The following is an 18665-nucleotide window of genomic DNA, read 5'->3' on the forward strand; positions in this document are numbered from 1 at the left end:
GCGCCATGGTGTGCAATGGAACACGTGCCCGCGCTCGACGAAGACCTCAAGAAGACGCTCGGTCCCGCCACCGCCAAGGTGCTGGCCGAGCAGCTCGGCCTGCACACGGCCCTGGACCTGCTCCACCACTACCCCCGGCGGTACGCCGAGCGCGGTGAGCTGACCTCGCTGGCCGAGCTCGCCGACCAGATCGACGAGCACGTGACCGTCGTCGCGCAGGTCGCCGACGCCCGGATCCTGACCTTCAACGGGGGGCGCGGCAAGCGTCTGGAGGTGACCATCACCGACGGCAGCGGCCGTCTCCAGCTGGTCTTCTTCGGCGCCGGCGTCCACAAGCCGCACAAGGACCTGCTGCCCGGCAGCCGCGCGATGTTCGCCGGCAAGGTCTCCAGGTTCAACCACAAGCTCCAGCTCGCGCACCCGGCCTACGAGCCGCTCGGCGCGGAGGCCTCCGACCGGGACGCCGCGGCCGCCTTCGCCAACCAGCTCATCCCGATCTACCCGGCCTGCGCCAAGCTGGAGTCCTGGAAGATCGCCAAGTGCGTGGACGCGGTGCTGCCCGGCGCCCAGGAGGCCGTGGATCCGCTGCCGCCCGCCCTGCGCGAGGGCCGCGGGCTGGTCCCGCTCACCGAGGCCCTGCTGAAGATCCACCGCCCGGGCACCAAGGCCGACATCGAGGACGCCCGCCAGCGCCTGAAGTGGGACGAGGCCTTCGTCCTGCAGGTCGCCCTGGCCCGCCGCCGGCACGCCGACTCCCAGCTCCCGGCCGCCCCGCGCCGCGCCGTCCCCGGCGGCCTGCTCGACTCCTTCGACGCGAAACTGCCCTTCACCCTCACCCAGGGCCAGCAGACCGTCTCGAAGGAGATCTTCGACGACCTGGCCACCGAACACCCCATGCACCGCCTCCTCCAGGGAGAGGTCGGCTCGGGCAAGACCATGGTCGCGCTGCGGGCGATGCTCGCCGTCGTGGACAGCGGCGGGCAGGCGGCCATGCTCGCGCCCACCGAGGTGCTCGCCCAGCAGCACCACCGCTCCATCACCGAGATGATGGGCGAACTGGCCGAAGGGGGCATGCTCGGCGGGTCCGACCGGGGCACCAAGGTCGTGCTGCTCACCGGCTCCATGGGGATGCCCGCGCGCCGCCAGGCCCTGCTCGACCTGGTCACCGGCGAGGCCGGGATCGTGATCGGCACGCACGCGCTGATCGAGGACAAGGTGCAGTTCCACGACCTCGGCCTGGTCGTCGTGGACGAGCAGCACCGCTTCGGGGTGGAGCAGCGCGACGCGCTGCGGTCCAAGGGGAAGCAGCCCCCGCACCTGCTGGTGATGACGGCGACCCCGATCCCGCGCACGGTCGCCATGACCGTCTTCGGCGACCTGGAGACCTCCGTCCTCGACCAGCTGCCGGCCGGGCGCTCCCCGATCGCGACGCACGTGGTGCCCTCGAAGGACAAGCCGCACTTCCTCGCGCGGGCCTGGGAACGGGTCCGCGAGGAGGTGGAGAAGGGCCACCAGGCGTATGTGGTCTGCCCCCGCATCGGGGACGGGGAGGACGAACCCAAGAAGAAGGCGGCCGAGGACGACGGCGACAAGAGGCCGCCGCTCGCCGTCGTGGAGATCGCCGAACAGCTCGCGCGCGGACCGCTGGCGGGACTGGCCGTCGAGGTGCTGCACGGCCGGATGGACCCCGCCGACAAGGACGACGTCATGCGCCGCTTCGCCGCCGGCGAGGTCAAGGTGCTGGTCGCCACCACCGTCATCGAGGTCGGCGTGAACGTCCCCAACTCCACGGTCATGGTGATCATGGACGCGGACCGGTTCGGCGTCTCCCAGCTCCACCAGCTGCGCGGCCGGGTCGGCCGGGGCTCCGCGCCCGGACTGTGCCTGCTGGTCAGCGAGATGCACGAGGCCAGCCCCGCCCGGGCCCGGCTGGCCGCCGTCGCCGCCACCCTCGACGGCTTCGAACTCTCCCGGATCGACCTGGAACAGCGCCGCGAGGGCGATGTGCTCGGCCAGGCCCAGTCCGGAGTCCGCTCCTCGCTGCGCATGCTCGCCGTCATCGAGGACGAGGAGGTCATCGCCCAGGCGCGGGAGGAGGCCACCCGCGTCGTCGCCGAGGACCCGGCGCTGGAGCGGCTGCCGGGCCTGCGGACGGCGCTGGACGCCCTGCTCGACACCGAGCGCGAGCAGTACCTGGAGAAGGGCTGAGCGGCACGACCTATGGTGGGAGTGCCGTGGCAGCGCCCCGGCACCCACCGACCGCCGTACCGAAGGACCCCAGATGACCCGCGTGATCGCCGGCAGCGCCGGCGGGCGACGGCTGGCCGTGCCCCCCGGCACCGGCACCCGGCCGACCTCGGACCGGATGCGCGAAGGCCTCTTCTCGACCTGGGAGTCGCTGCACGGCGTCGAAGGGGCCCGGGTGCTCGACCTGTACGGCGGCTCCGGCGCCGTCGGCCTGGAATCCCTTTCCCGGGGCGCGTCCCACACCCTGCTCGTCGAGGCCGACGCCAAGGCCGCCAAGGCGATCCGGGACAACATCCGCACCCTGGGCCTGCCCGGCGCGGAGTTCCGCGCGGGCAAGGCCGAGCAGATCGTGGCGGCCCGGGCCGCGGGGGACCCGTACGACATCGTCTTCCTGGACCCGCCGTACGCCGTGGACAGCGCGGAACTGCGCGAGATCCTCCTCACACTCCGGTCCAACGGCTGGATCACCGGCGATGCGCTCGTCACCGTGGAACGCAGCACCAGGAGCGGTGCCTTCCCGTGGCCCGAGGGCTTCGAGCCGCTCCGGTCGCGCAAGTACGGCGAGGGCACCCTTTGGTACGGCCGCGCCGACTTCACCAGCGAAGACTCATGAACGAGGGAGTTCAGTTGCGCCGCGCCGTCTGTCCGGGGTCCTTCGACCCCATCCACAACGGACACCTCGACGTCATCGGACGCGCCTCCAGGCTGTACGACGTCGTGTACGTCGCCGTGGGGATCAACGACTCGAAGCAGGGCCTGTTCACGGTCGAGGAGCGGATCGAGCTGATCCGCGAGGCGACGGCCGAGTACGGCAACATCCAGGTCGAGGCCTTCCGCGGACTGCTCGTCGACTTCTGCAAGCAGCGGGACATCCCGGCCATCGTCAAGGGCCTGCGCGCGGTCAGCGACTTCGACTACGAGCTCCAGATGGCCCAGATGAACATGGGCCTGGCGGGAGTCGACACGCTGTTCGTCCCGACCATCCCCACCTACAGCTTCCTGTCCTCCTCGCTGGTCAAGGAGGTCGCGGCCTGGGGCGGCGACGTGGCCCACCTGCTGCCGGCGCACGTCCACGCGGCGCTCCTGGAGCGGCTGCGCACGCGCTGACCGTCTGAGAGGGCGTCAGGCGGTGTCGGGGGCCCGCCCGGTGGCCGTACAGTCGTCCCGTCCGTCTCAGGAACCGCCTGAGGCCGAGAGAGTGCGAGCCCCCATGGACGTGCAGAAGAAGCTCGACGAGATCGTCGCGGCCGTCGGCGGCGCCCGGTCCATGCCCATGTCGGCCTCCTGCGTGATCAACCGCGCCGAGCTGCTGGAGCAGCTCGAAGAGGTGCGCCAGGCGCTGCCCGGCTCCCTCGCGCAGGCTCAGGAGCTCATCGGAGGCCGGGAGCAGGTGGTCGAGGAAGCCCGCCGGGAGGCGGAGCGGATCATCGACGCGGCCCACAACCAGCGCGGTTCGCTGATCTCCGACACCGAGATCGCGCGGCGCTCCCAGGCCGAGGCGGACCGGATCCTCGAGGAGGCCCGCCGGGAGGCCGAGGAGATCCGGGCCGAGGCCGACGACTACGTCGACAGCAAGCTCGCGAACTTCGAGGTCGTGCTGACCAAGACCATCGGCTCGGTGGACCGGGGCCGGGAGAAGCTCCTGGGCCGCGGCCCGGGACTGGACGAGCACGGCTATGCGGACATGGACGCACCCGAGCGCAGCCACGACCCCGAGACCCAGCGGCAGCAGGCGGACGCCTACGTCGACACCAAGCTGGCGACCTTCGAGGCGGTGCTCTCCAAGACCCTGGAGGCCGTGGGCCGCGGCCGCCAGAAGCTCCTGGGCCGGGTCCCGACGGACGACCTGGGCGTGCACATGGCCGCCCAGGACGCGGCGGGCGGACAGCAGTCCCGCTCGGCGAGCGACTCGGACTTCCTGGCGGGCCTTGCGGACCCGGAGCCGCCGCACGTGCAGGCACCGATCCCGGCGCAGGCGGAGCCCGTGTACGACACGTACGGCTACCAGCAGCCCGCCCAGCCCGCCGCCCAGCAGCAGGACGCCTACTCCTACCAGGACCCGTACGGCGGCTACCAGCAGCAGGACCCGTACTCCACCGCGGGCGGCGGCTCCACCGGGGCAGCCTACGCCGCGCACTACGACGCGCAGCAGCCCGACCCCTATGCCGCGTACCAGCCGCAGGCCCAGGCCCAGCAGCCCTCGCTCGACGAGACCAGCCTCTTCGACACGAGCATGATCAACCTGGACCAGCTGCGCCAGTACGAACAGGGGCGCTAGGCCGTCACTTCCGGATCTTGCCGGGCCCGCGGCGTCCAAGATCCGAAAGAGACGACCTGGCACCGGATTGGGCGCTGGGCGCCGCTGCGGGTATCCTGGCTGTTCGGTCGCGCGTATGCACCGCGATCCATGCTGCCCTAGTGCGGCGGAATCTTTGATCTTCAGCGATCTGTGAAAGCAGGAACGGCCCTGAATACCCGCCTCGACCACCGCAACCCCCTCGTGTTCGACACGCACGAGCTGGGCCGGCGTCCTGGTGCCATGCAGCGGCTGTCCCGTGAGATCGCGGCACCGGCGGACTTCGGTCTCGCCGGCGTGATCGGAGTGCCGGAAGGCGCCCCGGTGAAGCTCAGCCTCCGCCTGGAGTCGGTCATGGAAGGGGTGCTTGTCACAGGCACCGCCCGTGCATCGGCCGTAGGGGAGTGCGTAAGGTGTCTGGAGTCCGTCGAGCGCGAGCTCAAGGCGGACTTCCAGGAGATGTTCTCGTACCCTGACGCCGACGACCGGAGCCGCTCCCACGCGGAACCGGCCGACGACGCCGAGGACGACGAGGACACGCTCTTCCTCGAGGACGGTTTGTTCGACCTCGAACCCGTGCTGCGGGATGTGGTGGTGCTCGCACTGCCCATGCAGCCGGTGTGCCGGGAGGACTGTCTCGGACTGTGCCCCGATTGCGGGCTCAGCCTGAACGACGACCCGGACCACCACCATGACGCCGTCGACATCCGTTGGGCGGCATTGCAAGGACTCGTCGTGACCGATCAGGACGGCGAGAAGGACAACATGAGCGGCACTGCCTCTGACGGAGTTCAGGGCGCCGCCGAGAAGCAGGAGAAGTAGCCGTGGCTGTTCCGAAGCGGAAGATGTCGCGCAGCAACACGCGCCACCGCCGGTCGCAGTGGAAGGCTGCGGTCCCCACCCTGGTTTCGTGCGAGCGTTGCCAGGAGCCGAAGCTCCAGCACATTGCGTGCCCGAGCTGCGGCACCTACAACAAGCGCCAGGTCCTCGAGGTCTGAGCGGCTGGTGAGAGGCGCAATGTCTGAGCTGTCCAACGCTGAGAAGCAGGCAGACAGTAACAACGCGGCCTCGTCCCACACGCTTCTGGAAGGGCGGCTCGGGTATCAACTCGAGTCCGCCCTTCTGGTGCGTGCGCTGACCCACCGCTCGTACGCGTACGAGAACGGCGGTCTGCCCACCAACGAACGCCTGGAGTTCCTCGGGGACTCCGTGCTGGGCCTGGTGGTCACGGACACGCTGTACACGACCCACCCGGACCTCCCCGAAGGCCAGCTGGCCAAGCTTCGGGCCGCGGTGGTCAACTCGCGCGCGCTGGCGGAGGTCGGACGCGGCCTCGAACTCGGCTCCTTCATCCGGCTCGGCCGGGGTGAAGAGGGCACGGGAGGCCGGGACAAGGCCTCCATCCTCGCCGACACCCTGGAAGCGGTGATCGGCGCGGTCTACCTCGATCAGGGCCTCGACGCGGCCTCGGAGCTGGTCCACCGGCTCTTCGACCCGCTCATCGAGAAGTCCTCGAACCTCGGGGCCGGCCTGGACTGGAAGACCAGTCTCCAGGAACTCACGGCGGCCGAAGGCCTTGGCGTGCCCGAGTACCTGGTCTCCGAGACCGGTCCGGACCACGAGAAGACCTTCACTGCTGCCGCTCGCGTCGGTGGTGTCTCGTACGGCACCGGCACCGGCCGCAGCAAGAAGGAAGCGGAACAGCAGGCCGCGGAGTCCGCATGGCGCGGAATCCGTGCCGCCGCGGACGAGCGGACCGCGGCCGCGGCAGCCGCCGCGACCGCCGGTCCGGCCGGGGTTCCGGCTTCGGCCGGGACCGAGAACGGCGGGGTGCCGACGCCCGCCGACTCGGCGCCGGACGCCTGACCCTTCCTTCGGGACGTACCCGCCCGCCCCTGCCTCGCAGGGGCGGGCGGTTGTCGTTTCCGGCGGCCGGTACGCTCGCCACGAGCGTCAGATCCACTCCCACCGGAGGTGCCCCGTGCCCGAGTTGCCCGAAGTCGAAGTCGTGCGGCGGGGGCTGGAGCGCTGGGTGGCGGGGCGGACCGTCGAGGCCGTCGAGGTCCTGCATCCGCGGGCCGTCCGGCGCCATCCGGGCGGCGGGGCCGACTTCGCGGCGCGGCTGCGCGGGGAGACCATCGGGGTGGCGCAGCGGCGCGGGAAGTACCTGTGGCTGCCGCTGGCGGGCCGTGACCTGTCCGTGCTCGGGCATCTCGGGATGAGCGGGCAGCTGCTGGTGCAGCCGCAGGACGCCCCCGACGAGAAGCACCTGCGGATCCGGGTGCGCTTCACGGATTCCGACAGCGGCTCCGCCGCGGGCGCCGCCGGGACGGAGCTGCGCTTCGTGGACCAGCGGACCTTCGGCGGCCTCTCGCTGCACGAGGTCGCCGCCGACAGCACCGACGGGCTGCCGGACGTGATCGCGCACATCGCGCGGGACCCCCTGGACCCGCTGTTCGACGAGGGTGCCTACCACCTCGCGCTGCGCGCCAGGCGGACCACCATCAAGCGGGCGCTGCTGGACCAGTCCCTGATCAGTGGGGTCGGCAACATCTACGCGGACGAGGCGCTGTGGCGCGCCAAGCTGCACTACGAGCGCCCGACCGCCCAGCTCACGCGCCCGCGGAGCGCGGAACTCCTCGGCCATGTCCGGGACGTCATGAACGCCGCCCTCGCGGTCGGCGGCACCAGCTTCGACAGCCTGTACGTGAACGTGAACGGGGAGTCGGGCTACTTCGACCGGTCGCTCGACGCCTACGGGCGCGAGGACGAACCCTGCCGGCGCTGCGGCACGCCGATCCGGCGCCGGCCGTGGATGAACCGGTCGAGCTACTTCTGCCCTCGCTGTCAGCGGCTGCCGCGCGTGGCGTCGTAGGACTCCCGGGCGCCCAGTACCGCCGGCATGTTCCCCTCCAGGCAGTGGATGAGCGCGAGCAGCCGGTCCGCGACCTCGACGCCGAGCGGGGTCAGTTCGTAGTCGACGCGCGGCGGGTTCGTGGGCTGCGCCTCGCGGTGGACGATGCCGTCGCGCTCCAGCGCGTGCAGCGTCTGGGAGAGCATTTTCTCGCTCACGCCCTCGACCCGGCGGCGCAGCTCGTTGAAGCGGCACGAGCCTTCGCGCAGGGCGCCCACGGTGAGGCTGCCCCAGCGGCCGGTGACGTGTTCGAGGGTTTCCCGGGACGGGCAGGCACGCGCGAAGACGTCGAACGGTTGTGCAGTCTCCAGGGCTTCGGTACAGGCGGGGGTCTCCATACAGGACAGCGTACTCCCCGGCAGCGCTAACCCGAGGGTTGCGCTTTCTAAAAGTTAGTGATTCTCTTTCTCTCGTCGCACCACGCCCTGTGCCGCGACGAGAGTTTTCCCGAGGGAGAGATCAGCCTTGTCCGCAATCACGCACACCCCCGTCGTCTCGATCGCCTACCACTCCGGCTACGGCCACACCGCCGTCGTCGCCGAGGCGGTCCGCAGCGGCGCCGTGGGTGCCGGGGCGACCGTCCACCTCATCAAGGTCGACGAGATCGACGACGCCCAGTGGGAGCTGCTCGACGCCTCCGACGCGATCGTCTTCGGGTCCCCGACGTACATGGGCACCGCCTCCGGCGCCTTCCACGTCTTCGCCGAGGCCTCCTCGAAGCGCTGGTTCGGCGACACCTGGCAGGACAAGGTCGCGGCCGGCTTCACGAACTCCGCGTCCAAGAGCGGCGACAAGCTGCACACCCTGCAGTTCTTCCAGATCCTGGCCGCGCAGCACGGCATGAGCTGGGTCAACCTGGGCCTGAAGCCGGGCTGGAACTCCAGCACGGCCTCCGAGAACGACCTGAACCGACTCGGCTTCTTCGCCGGCGCCGCCGCCCAGACCAACTCCGACGAGGGCGCGGACGCGGTCCACAAGGCCGACATCGCGACCGCCGAGCACCTGGGCCGCCGCGTCACCGAGCAGACCCGCATCGTCATCGCGGGCCGCGCGGCCCTGGCCGCCGCCGAGGTCTGAGCCCTCGCGGGCTCGGCTCAGAAGCCGAAGTCCTGGGTCCACCAGGGGCCGCCGGCCGCGAGGTGGACGCCGACGCCCAGGGTGCGGAACTCACAGTTGAGGATGTTCGCCTTGTGGTCCGGGCTGTTCATCCAGGCCTTCATCACGGCCTCGGCGTCACCCTGGCCGCGGGCTATGTTCTCGCCGCCGAGGCCCGAGATGCCGGCCTTGGTGGCGCGGTCCCAGGGGGTGTTGCCCTCGGGGTCCTCGTGGCCGAAGAAGCCGCGGGTGGCCATGTCCAGGCTGAAGGCCCCGGCCAGCGCCGCGAGCGGCGGATTGGCCCGGACCGGGCCGCACCCGGCCAGCGCGCGCTCCTGGTTCACCAGCTCGACGACGGCGGCCTCCTCCGCGGAGTGGCTGTCCAGGGCCGGGCGGGGCGCGGGGGTGGCCGACTCGGAGGGTGCCGGCGCCGGGGTCCGGCTCTTGGCGGGTGCCGGGGCCTGGCTCTTGGCGGGCGCCGGGGCGGCGGGCGCGGCGGGCGTGGCCGGGCTCGTGCGCGGGGCCTTGGCGGGCGGGGCCTGCGTAGCCGACCGGGAGGGGGCGGCGCTCGGCGCGGCGCTCGGCTCGGCGGACTGCGGGGCGGACGGCGAGGGCGAGGCGCTCGGGGAGCCGCTCGGCGTGGGGCTCGCGGATGCGGACGCCGACGGGGAGGCCGGGACCGAGGGCTTCGGGGACGCGCTGCCCGCGCCGGTGCCGGCGGAGGCGCGGCCCGACAGGTTCGCGAGGCCGTTCTGCTGCTGCAGAGCCGTGTCGGGGCCGGTCGAGGCCTCGGCCCTGGCCTGCGGGGTGGGAGTGCCCGTACCGCTGACACCCACATAGGGGAAGGAGCCGCCGACCGGCACCATGCCGGTGGTGACGGCCGCGGTGCCGAGGGCGACGGCCACCGAGACGCCCAGCAGGCCGGTGCGCAGGGCGGTGCCGCGCTTGCCGCCGCTGTGCGGCTGGGCGGGGAGTCGGTGACGGCCCATCGGAGCGCCTTCCTTGCCGGGTCAAGATCATCCCTTACCCACCCAAATGGGTGAGTTCATTGCTGCGCGACTGTACGCCATGGGGCCAGGGGGCGATGTGTCCCGAAAGTGCCCGCCCGGTTAGCGTTCACGCATGAATGAAGATGTCCGTCTGACCGCCTGGGTGCGCGGCCGTGTGCAGGGAGTGGGCTTCCGCTGGTTCACCAGGGAGAACGCCCTGGAGATCGGCGGGGTCGTCGGCTTCGCGCTCAACCTCGACGACGGGCGAGTGCAGGTGGTCGCCGAAGGTCAACGTGAGAATTGCCACCGGCTGCTCGACTGGCTGCGCTCCTCCGACACGCCCGGCCGGGTGGACGGGGTGACAGAGATCTGGGGCACACCGCGCGGTGGCTACGACGGATTCGGGATGCGGTGACCGATCGGCTGATCATGCACTCATCACATCTCTGATCGCCCGCACACGGCCGGAACTGCGCTTTCGTCGTCGACGCGTTGCCGACGGGAGCGATCCGTGGAAGGCTCGAAGATGAGGATGATCTCCACACCCCTTGCGGGGACCGGGGTGCCCGCCGATACGGGGCGTGATCGTGTTGACCGTCAAACTTTTTGGTGAGACGCTGGAAGCCCCGCGCACCTGAGCTGTTTGGCAGTGTTGGCAGTAGCAAGCGCAGTGACTGTCAGTCGCTGTCGGACATCCGCGGGTGCGATTCCCTCACGACCCACACCGCTTCGGTCGGTCACTCAGTGTGGAGGACCATCCATCATGGCAAAGGCGCTTCTCGGTTACGTCGGCGGTTCCGACCCGCGACTCCTCGCCGAGATGCGACGGCTTCAGCAGCGCGTCCAGGACCTCGAGTCCGAGCTCGTACGGATTCAGTCCGAAAATGACGCGCTGAACGCGGCCGCCGCTCAGCACGACGGAGACTCGCTGCTCGGCAGCATCGACATCGACGTACCCCAGGCGGAGCCTGCGCTCACCTGACCCGCGCTTCACTCGTCGCTCGACTCCAGCCCCGCATGATCTGCAAGGGACGCTCCGGCGTCCCTTCATTCTTTCCGTCTCCCTCTCCTCCCGTACTTTCCCGACCGCCGCGCCCAGGACCACAGGGCCAGGTGGGGGGCCTGATGCTATTGGCGTCAGTTGTGCCCAGCACCTTGATGGGTGAAACCGGACGCGAAAGGTAGAGTCCGGCGGCGTGCACCTCAAGTCCCTGACCCTGCGTGGCTTCAAGTCCTTCGCGTCCGCCACCACCCTGCGCTTCGAGCCCGGAATCACCTGTGTCGTGGGCCCGAACGGCTCCGGCAAGTCCAATGTGGTGGACGCGCTGTCCTGGGTCATGGGTGAACAAGGGGCCAAGTCCCTGCGCGGCGGGAAGATGGAAGACGTCATTTTCGCCGGGACCACCGGACGTCCGCCGCTCGGCCGGGCGGAGGTGTCCCTGACGATCGACAACTCCGACGGCGCGCTGCCCATCGACTACGCCGAAGTCACCATCACCCGCATCATGTTCCGCGGCGGCAGCAGCGAGTACCAGATCAACGGTGACACCTGCCGCCTGCTCGACATCCAGGAACTGCTCTCCGACTCCGGCATCGGCCGCGAGATGCACGTCATCGTCGGACAGGGCCAGCTGGACTCCGTACTGCACGCCGATCCCATGGGCCGCCGCGCCTTCATCGAGGAGGCGGCCGGCGTGCTCAAGCACCGCAAGCGCAAGGAGAAGGCGCTGCGGAAGCTGGACGCGATGCAGGCCAACCTCGCGCGCGTCCAGGACCTCGGTGACGAGCTGCGGCGCCAGCTCAAACCCCTGGGCCGGCAGGCGGCGGTCGCCCGGCGAGCGGCCGTGATCCAGGCCGACCTGCGTGACGCGCGGCTGCGGCTGCTCGCCGACGACCTGGTCGTACTGCGGCGCGCCCTCGACGCGGAGATCGCGGACGAGGCGGCGCTCAAGGAGCGCAAGGAGGCCGCCGAGGCCCAGCTCGCGGGCGCGGTGCGGCGCGAGGCGGAGCTGGAGGAGGCGGTACGGGAGCTCGCCCCGCGGCTGCAGCGGGCGCACCGGACCTGGTACGAGCTGTCGCAGCTCGCCGAACGGATCCGGGGCACCGCCTCCTTGGCGGACGCGCGGGTCAAGAGCGCCTCCGCCCCGGCCGAGGAGGAGCGGCGCGGCCGCGATCCCGAGGAGCTGGAACGGGAGGCCGCGCGGATCCGCGAGCAGGAGGCGGAACTGACGGCGGCTCTGGAGGCGGCCTCGCGGGCGCTGGAGGACACGGCCGAGCACCGGGCGGAGCTGGAGCGGGCGCTGGCGGAGGAGGAACGCCGGCTGCGGGACGCCGCGAGGGCCATCGCCGACCGGCGCGAGGGACTGGCCCGGCTGACCGGGCGGCTCGGCGCGGCCCGCTCCCGCGCCGGAGCGGCCCAGGCCGAGATCGACCGGCTCGTCGCGGCGCGGGACGCGGCGCAGTCCCGGGCCGCCGCCGCGCAGGAGGAGTACGAGACGCTGGCCGAGGAGGTCGGCGGGCTCGACGAACCGTCGGCCGAGACGGACCACGAGAGCGCGCGGGAAGGGCTCGCGCGGGCGGAGTCGGAACTGTCCGCCGCCCGTGAGGACCTGTCCGGGGCGGAGCGCTCGCGGGCGGCCGTCTCGGCACGCCGGGACGCGCTGGCGCTGGGGCTGCGGCGCAAGGACGGTACGGGTGCGCTGCTCGCGGCGCGGGAGCGGCTGGCGGGGCTGCTGGGACCGGCGGCGCAGCGGCTGTCGGTGACCCCCGGCTACGAGGTCGCCGTGGCCGCCGCACTGGGCTCGGCCGCGGACGCGCTGGCGGTGGCTTCCCCGGGCGCGGCGGCCGAGGCGATCCGCCACCTCCGTGAGGCGGACGCGGGCCGCGCCACCCTGCTGATCGCCCCGGAGGCACCCGCCCTCCCGGTCCAGTCCTCGGCCGGACCCTCGGACGCGGCCCGAGCCGGATCCGGGCGTACCGGTTCCGGGGGAGCCGGATCCGGGGGAGCCGTCCCCCACCCGGCCCCGTCCCGGGACGGGGATCTGCCCACCCCGGTACCCGCACCGCACCTGTTGGCGGGCGCGGGCGCGGGCGCGGGCACGTCGGCCGCGGCCCCGGCTCCGGAGCCGCTCGCGGGCGGCGGGCGTGCGGGCGGGCCCGTACCGGCCGCCGGGCTGGTCGGCGGCGACGCGGAGGTACGGCGGGCCGTGGAGTGGGTGCTGCGGGACCACCTCGTGGTGGGGAGCCTCGACGAGGCCGAGGCGCTGGTCGCCGGGCGGCCCGACGCGGTGGCCGTGACCCTCGACGGCGATGTGCTCGGGGCGCACCTCGCCCACGGCGGCTCCGCCGGGGCGCCCAGCCTCATCGAGGTGCAGGCGGCCGTCGACGAGGCCACGGGCGAGCTGGCCCGGCTGGACGCGCGGTGCGAGGAGCTCGCCGGGGCCCGGGCGGCCGCCGAGACGCGCCGGAAGGACGCGGCCGCCCTGGTCGAGGAGCTCGCCGAGCGGCGGCGCGCCGCGGAAGCGGCCCGGGCCGGGGTCGCCCAGCAGCTCGGCCGGCTCGCCGGGCAGGCGAAGGGCGCCGCGGGCGAGGCCGAACGCAGCGCCACGGCCGCGGCCCGGGCCCAGGACTCCCTGGAGCAGGCGCTGGCCGAGGTCGAGGAGTGCGCGGAGCGGCTCGCGACCGCCGAGGAGATGCCGGTGGACGAGGAGCCGGACGGCTCCCGGCGGGACCGGCTCGCGGCCGACGGGGCCAACGCCCGGCAGACCGAGATGGAGGCCCGGCTGCAGCTGCGGACGCTCGAGGAGCGGGTCAAGGGGCTGGCCGGCCGGGCGGATTCGCTCGACCGGGCGGCCCGGGCGGAACGCGAGGCCCGGATCCGAGCCGAGCGGCGCCGGGCCCGGCTGCGCCACGAGGCGGAGGTGGCCCGGGCGGTCGCCGACGGGTCCCGGCAGCTCCTCGCGCACGTGGAGGTGTCGCTCGGCAGGGCCGATGAGGAGCGGGTGGCGGCCGAACGGGCGAAGGGCCTCGCCGAGCGGGAGCTCGGCGAGGCGCGCAACCGCGGCCGGGAGCTGAAGGGAGAGCTGGACAAGCTCACCGACTCGGTCCACCGCGGCGAGGTGCTCGGGGCCGAGCAGCGGCTGCGCGTCGAGGCACTGGAGACCAAGTCGCTGGAGGAGTTCGGCATGGCGGCCGCCGCCCTGGTCGCGGAGTACGGCCCCGACCAGCCGGTGCCCCCGTCCCCGGCCGCCGAGGGAGAGGTCCTGCCGGAGGACCCGCAGGACCCGCGCAACCGGCCAGGCCCCTTCGTCCGGGCCCAGCAGGAGAAGCGGCTCAAGGCCGCCGAGCGCGCCTACCAGCAGCTCGGCAAGGTCAATCCGCTCGCGCTGGAGGAGTTCGCGGCGCTGGAGGAGCGTCACCAGTTCCTCAGTGAGCAGCTGGAGGATCTGCGTAAGACGAGGGCCGACCTCCTTCAAGTCGTGAAGGAAGTGGACCAGCGCGTCGAGCAGGTCTTCACCGAGGCCTACCGGGATACGGCCCGGGAGTTCGAGGGGGTGTTCTCGCGCCTGTTCCCGGGCGGCGAGGGCCGGCTGATCCTCACCGACCCCGACAACATGCTCACCACCGGCGTCGATGTGGAGGCACGTCCGCCGGGCAAGAAGGTCAAGCGGCTGTCGCTGCTCTCCGGCGGTGAGCGCTCGCTGACCGCCGTGGCCATGCTGGTGTCCATCTTCAAGGCGCGTCCCAGCCCGTTCTACGTGATGGACGAGGTCGAGGCCGCGCTCGACGACACCAACCTGCAGCGGCTGATCCGGATCATGGAGGAGCTCCAGGAGAGCTCGCAGCTGATCGTCATCACGCACCAGAAGCGGACGATGGAGGTCGCGGACGCGCTCTACGGCGTCTCGATGCAGGGGGACGGGGTCTCCAAGGTCATCAGCCAGCGGCTGCGTTGAGACCCACACTTTCAAGAAGTGAATTCAGTGGCGGCAATCTCCCGGACATGTGAACTTCACGCCAAGTATTGACTTCAGAAGCTGAACGCATAGGCTCACTCCGCTGTCTCCCGGCTTCGAGTGGTGCCCGATCTTGAACTGTGCGCCACTGTGAGGACGGACAAAAACCCCACGGAGCACACCTTGACCAGCAGCACATCGCGGGCCTCGGCGCCGGGCGGCGGATCCTCGCCCCAGCCCGAGCATCTCGGCCACGTCATCTTCATCGCCGCGGCCGCGGCCATGGGCGGCTTCCTCTTCGGGTACGACAGTTCCGTCATCAACGGCGCCGTCGTCGCCATCCGCGACCGCTTCGACGTCGGCTCCGCAGCGCTCGCCCAGGTGATCGCCGCGGCGCTCATCGGCTGCGCCATCGGCGCCGCCACCGCGGGCCGCCTCGCCGACCGGATCGGCCGTATCCGCTGCATGCAGATCGCGTCCGTCCTGTTCACCGCGAGCGCCATCGGTTCGGCCCTCCCGTTCGCCCTCTGGGACCTCGCCATGTGGCGGGTGATCGGCGGCTTCGGCATCGGCATGGCCTCCGTCATCGGCCCCGCCTACATCGCCGAGGTCTCCCCGCCCGCCTACCGCGGCCGGCTCGCCTCCTTCCAGCAGGCGGCCATCGTCATCGGCATCGCCGTCTCGCAGCTGGTCAACTGGGCGATCCTCAACCTCGCGGGCGGTGACCAGCGCGGTGAGATCGGCGGACTCGAGGCCTGGCAGTGGATGCTCGGCGTGATGGTCGTGCCGGCCGTGCTCTACGGCCTGCTGTCCTTCGTCATCCCGGAGTCCCCGCGCTTCCTCGTATCGGTCGGCCGCACGGAGAAGGCCAAGGAGGTCCTGCGCGAGGTCGAGGGCTCCGGCATCGACGCCGACGCCCGCATCCGCGAGATCGACCACTCCATGCGCTCCGAGGTGAAGTCCACCTTCAAGGACCTGCTCGGCGGCCGCTTCGGATTCCTGCCCATCGTCTGGGTCGGCATCGGCCTCTCCGTCTTCCAGCAGCTGGTCGGCATCAACGTGATCTTCTACTACAGCTCCTCGCTGTGGCAGTCGGTCGGCATCGACGCGAGCTCCTCGTTCCTGTACTCGTTCGAGACCTCGGTCGTGAACATCATCGGTACGGTCATCGCGATGATCTTCGTGGACCGGCTCGGCCGTAAGCCCCTCGCCCTCATCGGCTCCGTGGGCATGGCACTGTCGCTGGGGACGGCGGCCTGGGCGTTCTCCTACAAGTCCGGGGTCGGCGACGACATCACGCTGCCGCACGCGCAGGGCATCACCGCCCTGGTCGCGGCCAACCTCTTCGTCCTCTTCTTCGCCCTCTCCTGGGGCGTGGTGGTCTGGGTGCTGCTGGGCGAGATGTTCCCCGGCCGCATCCGCGCCGCCGCCCTCGGTGTGGCCGCCGCCGCCCAGTGGATCGCCAACTGGGTCATCACCGTCACGTTCCCGTCCCTCTCCGACTGGAACCTCTCGGGCGCCTACATGATCTACACGTTCTTCGCCCTGCTCTCGATCCCCTTCATCCTCAAATGGGTGCCGGAGACCAAGGGCAAGGCGCTGGAGGAGATGGGGTAACCACCCCCGCCAACGCCCCCTCTCCTCGATACTGCCCCGGCTCAGTCCTTGAGCCGGGGCAGTACCTGTTCGCAGAGCAGGTGCAGGCTCCGCCAGCCCTCGTCCAGCGGCATCCCGCCGCACAGCGGGTGCAGGACCAGGTTCCCCGCCTCGCCCGCGGCCCGGCCGTACGCGACCGCCTCGTCCGGGGTGAGGACCCGGTACACGCCCTCCGCGCGCAGCTCCGCCACCGAGCGCGCGGCCGACCGCACGGCGCTGCGGATGTCCTTCGACTGCCAGGACGCGTACGTGCCCGCCTCGTGCAGGAAGCGCTCGCCGTGCTCCGCCCAGACCCTGTCCGGGTCCTCCGCGATGTGCAGCAGCGGTGTCTCGGCCGCCGGCATCATGCAGAAGCCCTCGGTGCCGTACTCCGCCAGCCGTGCGGTGTAGTACGCCTCCAGCTCCGGCAGGTGCGCGCTGGGGAAGAAGGGCAGCCCCAGCCGGGCGGCCCGCCGGGCCGCGGCCTCGGAGCTGCCGCCGACCAGCAGCAGCGGGTGCGGCCGGGTGAACGGCGTCGGGGTGACCCGTACCGTGCGCCCGCGGAACTCGAAGGGCTCGCCGGTCCAGGCCTTCAGAAGGGTCTCCAGCAGCTCGTCCTGGAGCCGGCCGCGCCGGCCCCACTCCACGCCGTGCTGCTCGTACTCCTCGGGCCGGTAGCCGATGCCCGCGACCGTCACCAGGCGGCCGCCGCTCAGCAGGTCGAGGACGGCGATGTCCTCGGCGACCTTCAGGGGGTCGTACAGCGGGCCGATGATCGCCGAGACGGTGACCGCGATCCGGCGGGTCGCGCCGAAGACCGCGCCCGCGAAGGCGAAGGGGGAGGGCAGCCAGTTGTTGTCGGTGCCGTGGTGCTCCTCGGTCTGGACGGTGTCGATCCCGCGGTCGTCCGCGTACCGGGCCATCTCCAGCGCCGCCCGGTAGCGGGCGGAGAGGGTCTCGGGGGTGCCGTCGGGATCGACGAGATTGAACCGGGCCACGGTGATGGGCATGGAGGAGTCCCCCTTCGCCGGATGTGGGTGGGCGGGCGAAGGGGGACGTTAGCTGACGTGGCGTCAGTTGGACAGGGATCCGGCGGGCTCGCGCTCCCCGGCCGCAGCCGGTTCCGCCGGCGCCGTGCGCGGCAGTACGGCGTACAGCGCGGCGGAGGTGAGGATGCCCGCCGCCCAGCCCAGGCCGTTCTCGCCGATCCAGGTGGAGGCGAGCGGTCCGGCGAACCAGTCCACCCTGGTGAACAGCAGGCCCACGACCAGGGCCAGGCCCCACGCGGTCATCGCCTGCCAGGCGAAGCCGCCCCTGTACCAGTAGGCGCTGGTCCGCGTGGTGTCCAGCAGCGCGGGGCCGTCGTAGGCCGTGCGGCGCAGCATGTCCACGCCGAAGACACCGATCCACGCGGAGAACGCCACGGCCAGCAGGGTCAGGAACGAGATGAACGACCCGAAGAAGCTGGTGGCGACCACCATCAGCAGGAACCCGAAGACCAGGCTGATGACCGCGTTGACGCTGACGGCCGCGGCGCGCGGGACCTTGATGCCCAGGGTCTGCGCGGTGAACCCGGCCGAGTACATGGACATCGAGTTGATCAGCAGCATGCCGACGAGCGCGATGAGCAGGTACGGGACCGCGATCCAGGTCGGGAGCAGCTCGCCGATGAAGGACACCGGGTCCTGGGCCGTGGCCAGGTCCGGGGTGCCGACGGCCATGACCGCGCCCATCAGGACCATCGGGAGCACGACCACCCCGGCGCCGCCGATCGTCGCGCCGACCATGCCCTTGGAGGAGGCGGTGCGCGGCAGGTAGCGGGTGAAGTCGGGGCCCGAGGGCACCCAGCTGATTCCGCCGGCCGCGATCGTGCCGATGCCGGCGATCATCATCGCGCTGGAGCCGGCCGGCTTGCCGAAGACGGCGGACCAGTCGGTGGTGAAGAGCAGGTATCCGAGGACGAGCACGCTGAACGCGCCGAAGAGGTACGTCGACCAGGTGGAGCAGACGCGCAGTGCGTTGATGCCGAGACCCGAGACCACGAAGGTGCAGCCCACGAAGAACAGCAGGGTGACGACGATGAGCGGGGTGCTGCTGCGGACCCCGAACAGCAGGTCGAGCACGGTCAGTACGGCGTAGGCGCCGCTGACCGCGTTGATGGTCTCCCAGCCCCAGCGGGCCACCCAGATCAGGGCGCCCGGGAAGAGGTTGCCGCGCTGCCCGAACACCGCCCGCGAGAGGGCCATGCCGGGGGCGCCGCCGCGCTTGCCCGCGATGGATATCAGGCCGACGATCCCGTACGAGAGGACCGGCGCGGCGACCGCGACGACGAGCACCTGCCAGATGTTGAGCTTGTTGAAGATCACCAGCCCCGCACCCATGGTCAGCAGCAGCACGCTGATGTTGGCGGCGACCCAGGTGGGGACGAGGTCGCGGACCCGGCCGCCGCGCTCGCTGTCCGGGACGGGTTCCAGACCGCGGGTCTCGATCGCGGTTTCGGCTGCGCCGTCGGCGGGCTCGGCAGGCATGCGAAT

Annotated in this window: 17 protein-coding genes; 13 read left to right on the top strand and 4 right to left on the bottom strand. The window is 71.6% G+C overall.

Translation table 11 applies throughout. The annotated features are described in order from the left end of the window. The first annotated feature begins 15 nt into the window (after positions 1 to 15). The 8 genes from recG (at position 16) to mutM (ending at position 7418) form a co-directional block, all read left to right on the top strand. Positions 16 to 2208, top strand: a complete 2193-nt coding sequence (recG, locus tag ACXNSR_RS27555; RefSeq protein WP_458638081.1) for an ATP-dependent DNA helicase RecG — start codon at positions 16 to 18, stop codon at positions 2206 to 2208. 73 nt (positions 2209 to 2281) lie between these two features. Continuing rightward, the gene (gene rsmD / locus ACXNSR_RS27560) at positions 2282 to 2860 is read left to right on the top strand and encodes a 16S rRNA (guanine(966)-N(2))-methyltransferase RsmD (RefSeq protein ID WP_458638082.1); all 579 of its coding nucleotides are present in this window, start codon (positions 2282 to 2284) and stop codon (positions 2858 to 2860) included. 14 nt (positions 2861 to 2874) lie between these two features. Continuing rightward, entirely contained in the window at positions 2875 to 3354 is a 480-nt protein-coding gene (coaD, locus tag ACXNSR_RS27565) for a pantetheine-phosphate adenylyltransferase (RefSeq protein ID WP_458643407.1), read from the top strand. Positions 3355 to 3457: 103 nt separating this feature from the next. After that, positions 3458 to 4525 (top strand): ATP synthase subunit B family protein, encoded by a 1068-nt coding sequence (locus ACXNSR_RS27570; protein ID WP_458638083.1) that lies wholly within the window; start codon positions 3458 to 3460, stop codon positions 4523 to 4525. 189 nt (positions 4526 to 4714) lie between these two features. Continuing rightward, the gene (locus tag ACXNSR_RS27575; protein ID WP_458643408.1) at positions 4715 to 5365 is read left to right on the top strand and encodes a YceD family protein; all 651 of its coding nucleotides are present in this window, start codon (positions 4715 to 4717) and stop codon (positions 5363 to 5365) included. A 2-nt stretch (positions 5366 to 5367) separates the two neighbouring features. Next, positions 5368 to 5541 (top strand): 50S ribosomal protein L32, encoded by a 174-nt coding sequence (rpmF, locus tag ACXNSR_RS27580; protein WP_003965982.1) that lies wholly within the window; start codon positions 5368 to 5370, stop codon positions 5539 to 5541. A 19-nt stretch (positions 5542 to 5560) separates the two neighbouring features. Beyond that, complete coding sequence (gene rnc, locus ACXNSR_RS27585) at positions 5561 to 6409, top strand: ribonuclease III (protein ID WP_189745506.1); 849 nt, start codon at positions 5561 to 5563, stop codon at positions 6407 to 6409. A 115-nt stretch (positions 6410 to 6524) separates the two neighbouring features. After that, positions 6525 to 7418 (top strand): bifunctional DNA-formamidopyrimidine glycosylase/DNA-(apurinic or apyrimidinic site) lyase, encoded by an 894-nt coding sequence (gene mutM, locus ACXNSR_RS27590; protein ID WP_458638084.1) that lies wholly within the window; start codon positions 6525 to 6527, stop codon positions 7416 to 7418. On the opposite strand, the gene ACXNSR_RS27595 is transcribed toward mutM, so the two are convergent. Beyond that, positions 7391 to 7795 (bottom strand): winged helix-turn-helix transcriptional regulator, encoded by a 405-nt coding sequence (locus ACXNSR_RS27595; protein WP_458638085.1) that lies wholly within the window; start codon positions 7793 to 7795, stop codon positions 7391 to 7393. The two genes, mutM and ACXNSR_RS27595, sit on opposite strands and share 28 nt — an antisense overlap. A 136-nt stretch (positions 7796 to 7931) precedes the next feature. Between ACXNSR_RS27595 and ACXNSR_RS27600 the strand changes: the two genes are divergently transcribed. Beyond that, complete coding sequence (locus ACXNSR_RS27600; protein WP_458643409.1) at positions 7932 to 8534, top strand: flavodoxin family protein; 603 nt, start codon at positions 7932 to 7934, stop codon at positions 8532 to 8534. A 17-nt stretch (positions 8535 to 8551) separates the two neighbouring features. On the opposite strand, the gene ACXNSR_RS27605 is transcribed toward ACXNSR_RS27600, so the two are convergent. Next, positions 8552 to 9541 carry a CAP domain-containing protein gene (locus ACXNSR_RS27605; protein ID WP_458638086.1) on the bottom strand — a complete coding sequence of 330 codons (990 nt, stop codon included), beginning with the start codon at positions 9539 to 9541 and terminating at the stop codon, positions 8552 to 8554. 133 nt (positions 9542 to 9674) lie between these two features. On the opposite strand from ACXNSR_RS27605, the gene ACXNSR_RS27610 reads away from it, so the two are divergent. The 4 genes from ACXNSR_RS27610 (at position 9675) to ACXNSR_RS27625 (ending at position 16113) form a co-directional block, all read left to right on the top strand. Then, the gene (locus ACXNSR_RS27610; RefSeq protein ID WP_030012523.1) at positions 9675 to 9956 is read left to right on the top strand and encodes an acylphosphatase; all 282 of its coding nucleotides are present in this window, start codon (positions 9675 to 9677) and stop codon (positions 9954 to 9956) included. 348 nt (positions 9957 to 10304) lie between these two features. After that, entirely contained in the window at positions 10305 to 10523 is a 219-nt protein-coding gene (locus tag ACXNSR_RS27615; protein ID WP_030012524.1) for a hypothetical protein, read from the top strand. A gap of 214 nt (positions 10524 to 10737) precedes the next feature. Then, complete coding sequence (locus tag ACXNSR_RS27620) at positions 10738 to 14496, top strand: AAA family ATPase (RefSeq protein WP_458638087.1); 3759 nt, start codon at positions 10738 to 10740, stop codon at positions 14494 to 14496. A 183-nt stretch (positions 14497 to 14679) separates the two neighbouring features. Then, entirely contained in the window at positions 14680 to 16113 is a 1434-nt protein-coding gene (locus ACXNSR_RS27625; RefSeq protein WP_458638088.1) for a sugar porter family MFS transporter, read from the top strand. Between the two features lie 41 nt (positions 16114 to 16154). Here the strand turns inward: ACXNSR_RS27625 and ACXNSR_RS27630 are convergent, their stop codons facing one another. Beyond that, on the bottom strand, positions 16155 to 17141 hold the full coding sequence (locus tag ACXNSR_RS27630) for an LLM class flavin-dependent oxidoreductase (protein WP_458638089.1): 987 nt from the start codon (positions 17139 to 17141) through the stop codon (positions 16155 to 16157). A gap of 63 nt (positions 17142 to 17204) precedes the next feature. Further along, positions 17205 to 18659 (bottom strand): cytosine permease, encoded by a 1455-nt coding sequence (locus ACXNSR_RS27635; protein ID WP_458638090.1) that lies wholly within the window; start codon positions 18657 to 18659, stop codon positions 17205 to 17207. Positions 18660 to 18665 lie beyond the last annotated feature (6 nt).

The organism is Streptomyces sp. NC-S4 (assembly GCF_054353315.1).

Bases quoted from the DNA above. Each gene is read 5' to 3' on its own strand.
- recG (WP_458638081.1), top strand. From the start codon at position 16: ATGGAACACGTGCCCGCGCTCGACGAAGACCTCAAGAAGACGCTCGGT.
- rsmD (WP_458638082.1), top strand. From the start codon at position 2,282: ATGACCCGCGTGATCGCCGGCAGCGCCGGCGGGCGACGGCTGGCCGTG.
- ACXNSR_RS27570 (WP_458638083.1), top strand. From the start codon at position 3,458: ATGGACGTGCAGAAGAAGCTCGACGAGATCGTCGCGGCCGTCGGCGGC.
- rnc (WP_189745506.1), top strand. From the start codon at position 5,561: ATGTCTGAGCTGTCCAACGCTGAGAAGCAGGCAGACAGTAACAACGCG.
- ACXNSR_RS27595 (WP_458638085.1), bottom strand. From the start codon at position 7,795: ATGGAGACCCCCGCCTGTACCGAAGCCCTGGAGACTGCACAACCGTTC.
- ACXNSR_RS27605 (WP_458638086.1), bottom strand. From the start codon at position 9,541: ATGGGCCGTCACCGACTCCCCGCCCAGCCGCACAGCGGCGGCAAGCGC.
- ACXNSR_RS27610 (WP_030012523.1), top strand. From the start codon at position 9,675: ATGAATGAAGATGTCCGTCTGACCGCCTGGGTGCGCGGCCGTGTGCAG.
- ACXNSR_RS27615 (WP_030012524.1), top strand. From the start codon at position 10,305: ATGGCAAAGGCGCTTCTCGGTTACGTCGGCGGTTCCGACCCGCGACTC.
- ACXNSR_RS27630 (WP_458638089.1), bottom strand. From the start codon at position 17,141: ATGCCCATCACCGTGGCCCGGTTCAATCTCGTCGATCCCGACGGCACC.
- ACXNSR_RS27635 (WP_458638090.1), bottom strand. From the start codon at position 18,659: ATGCCTGCCGAGCCCGCCGACGGCGCAGCCGAAACCGCGATCGAGACC.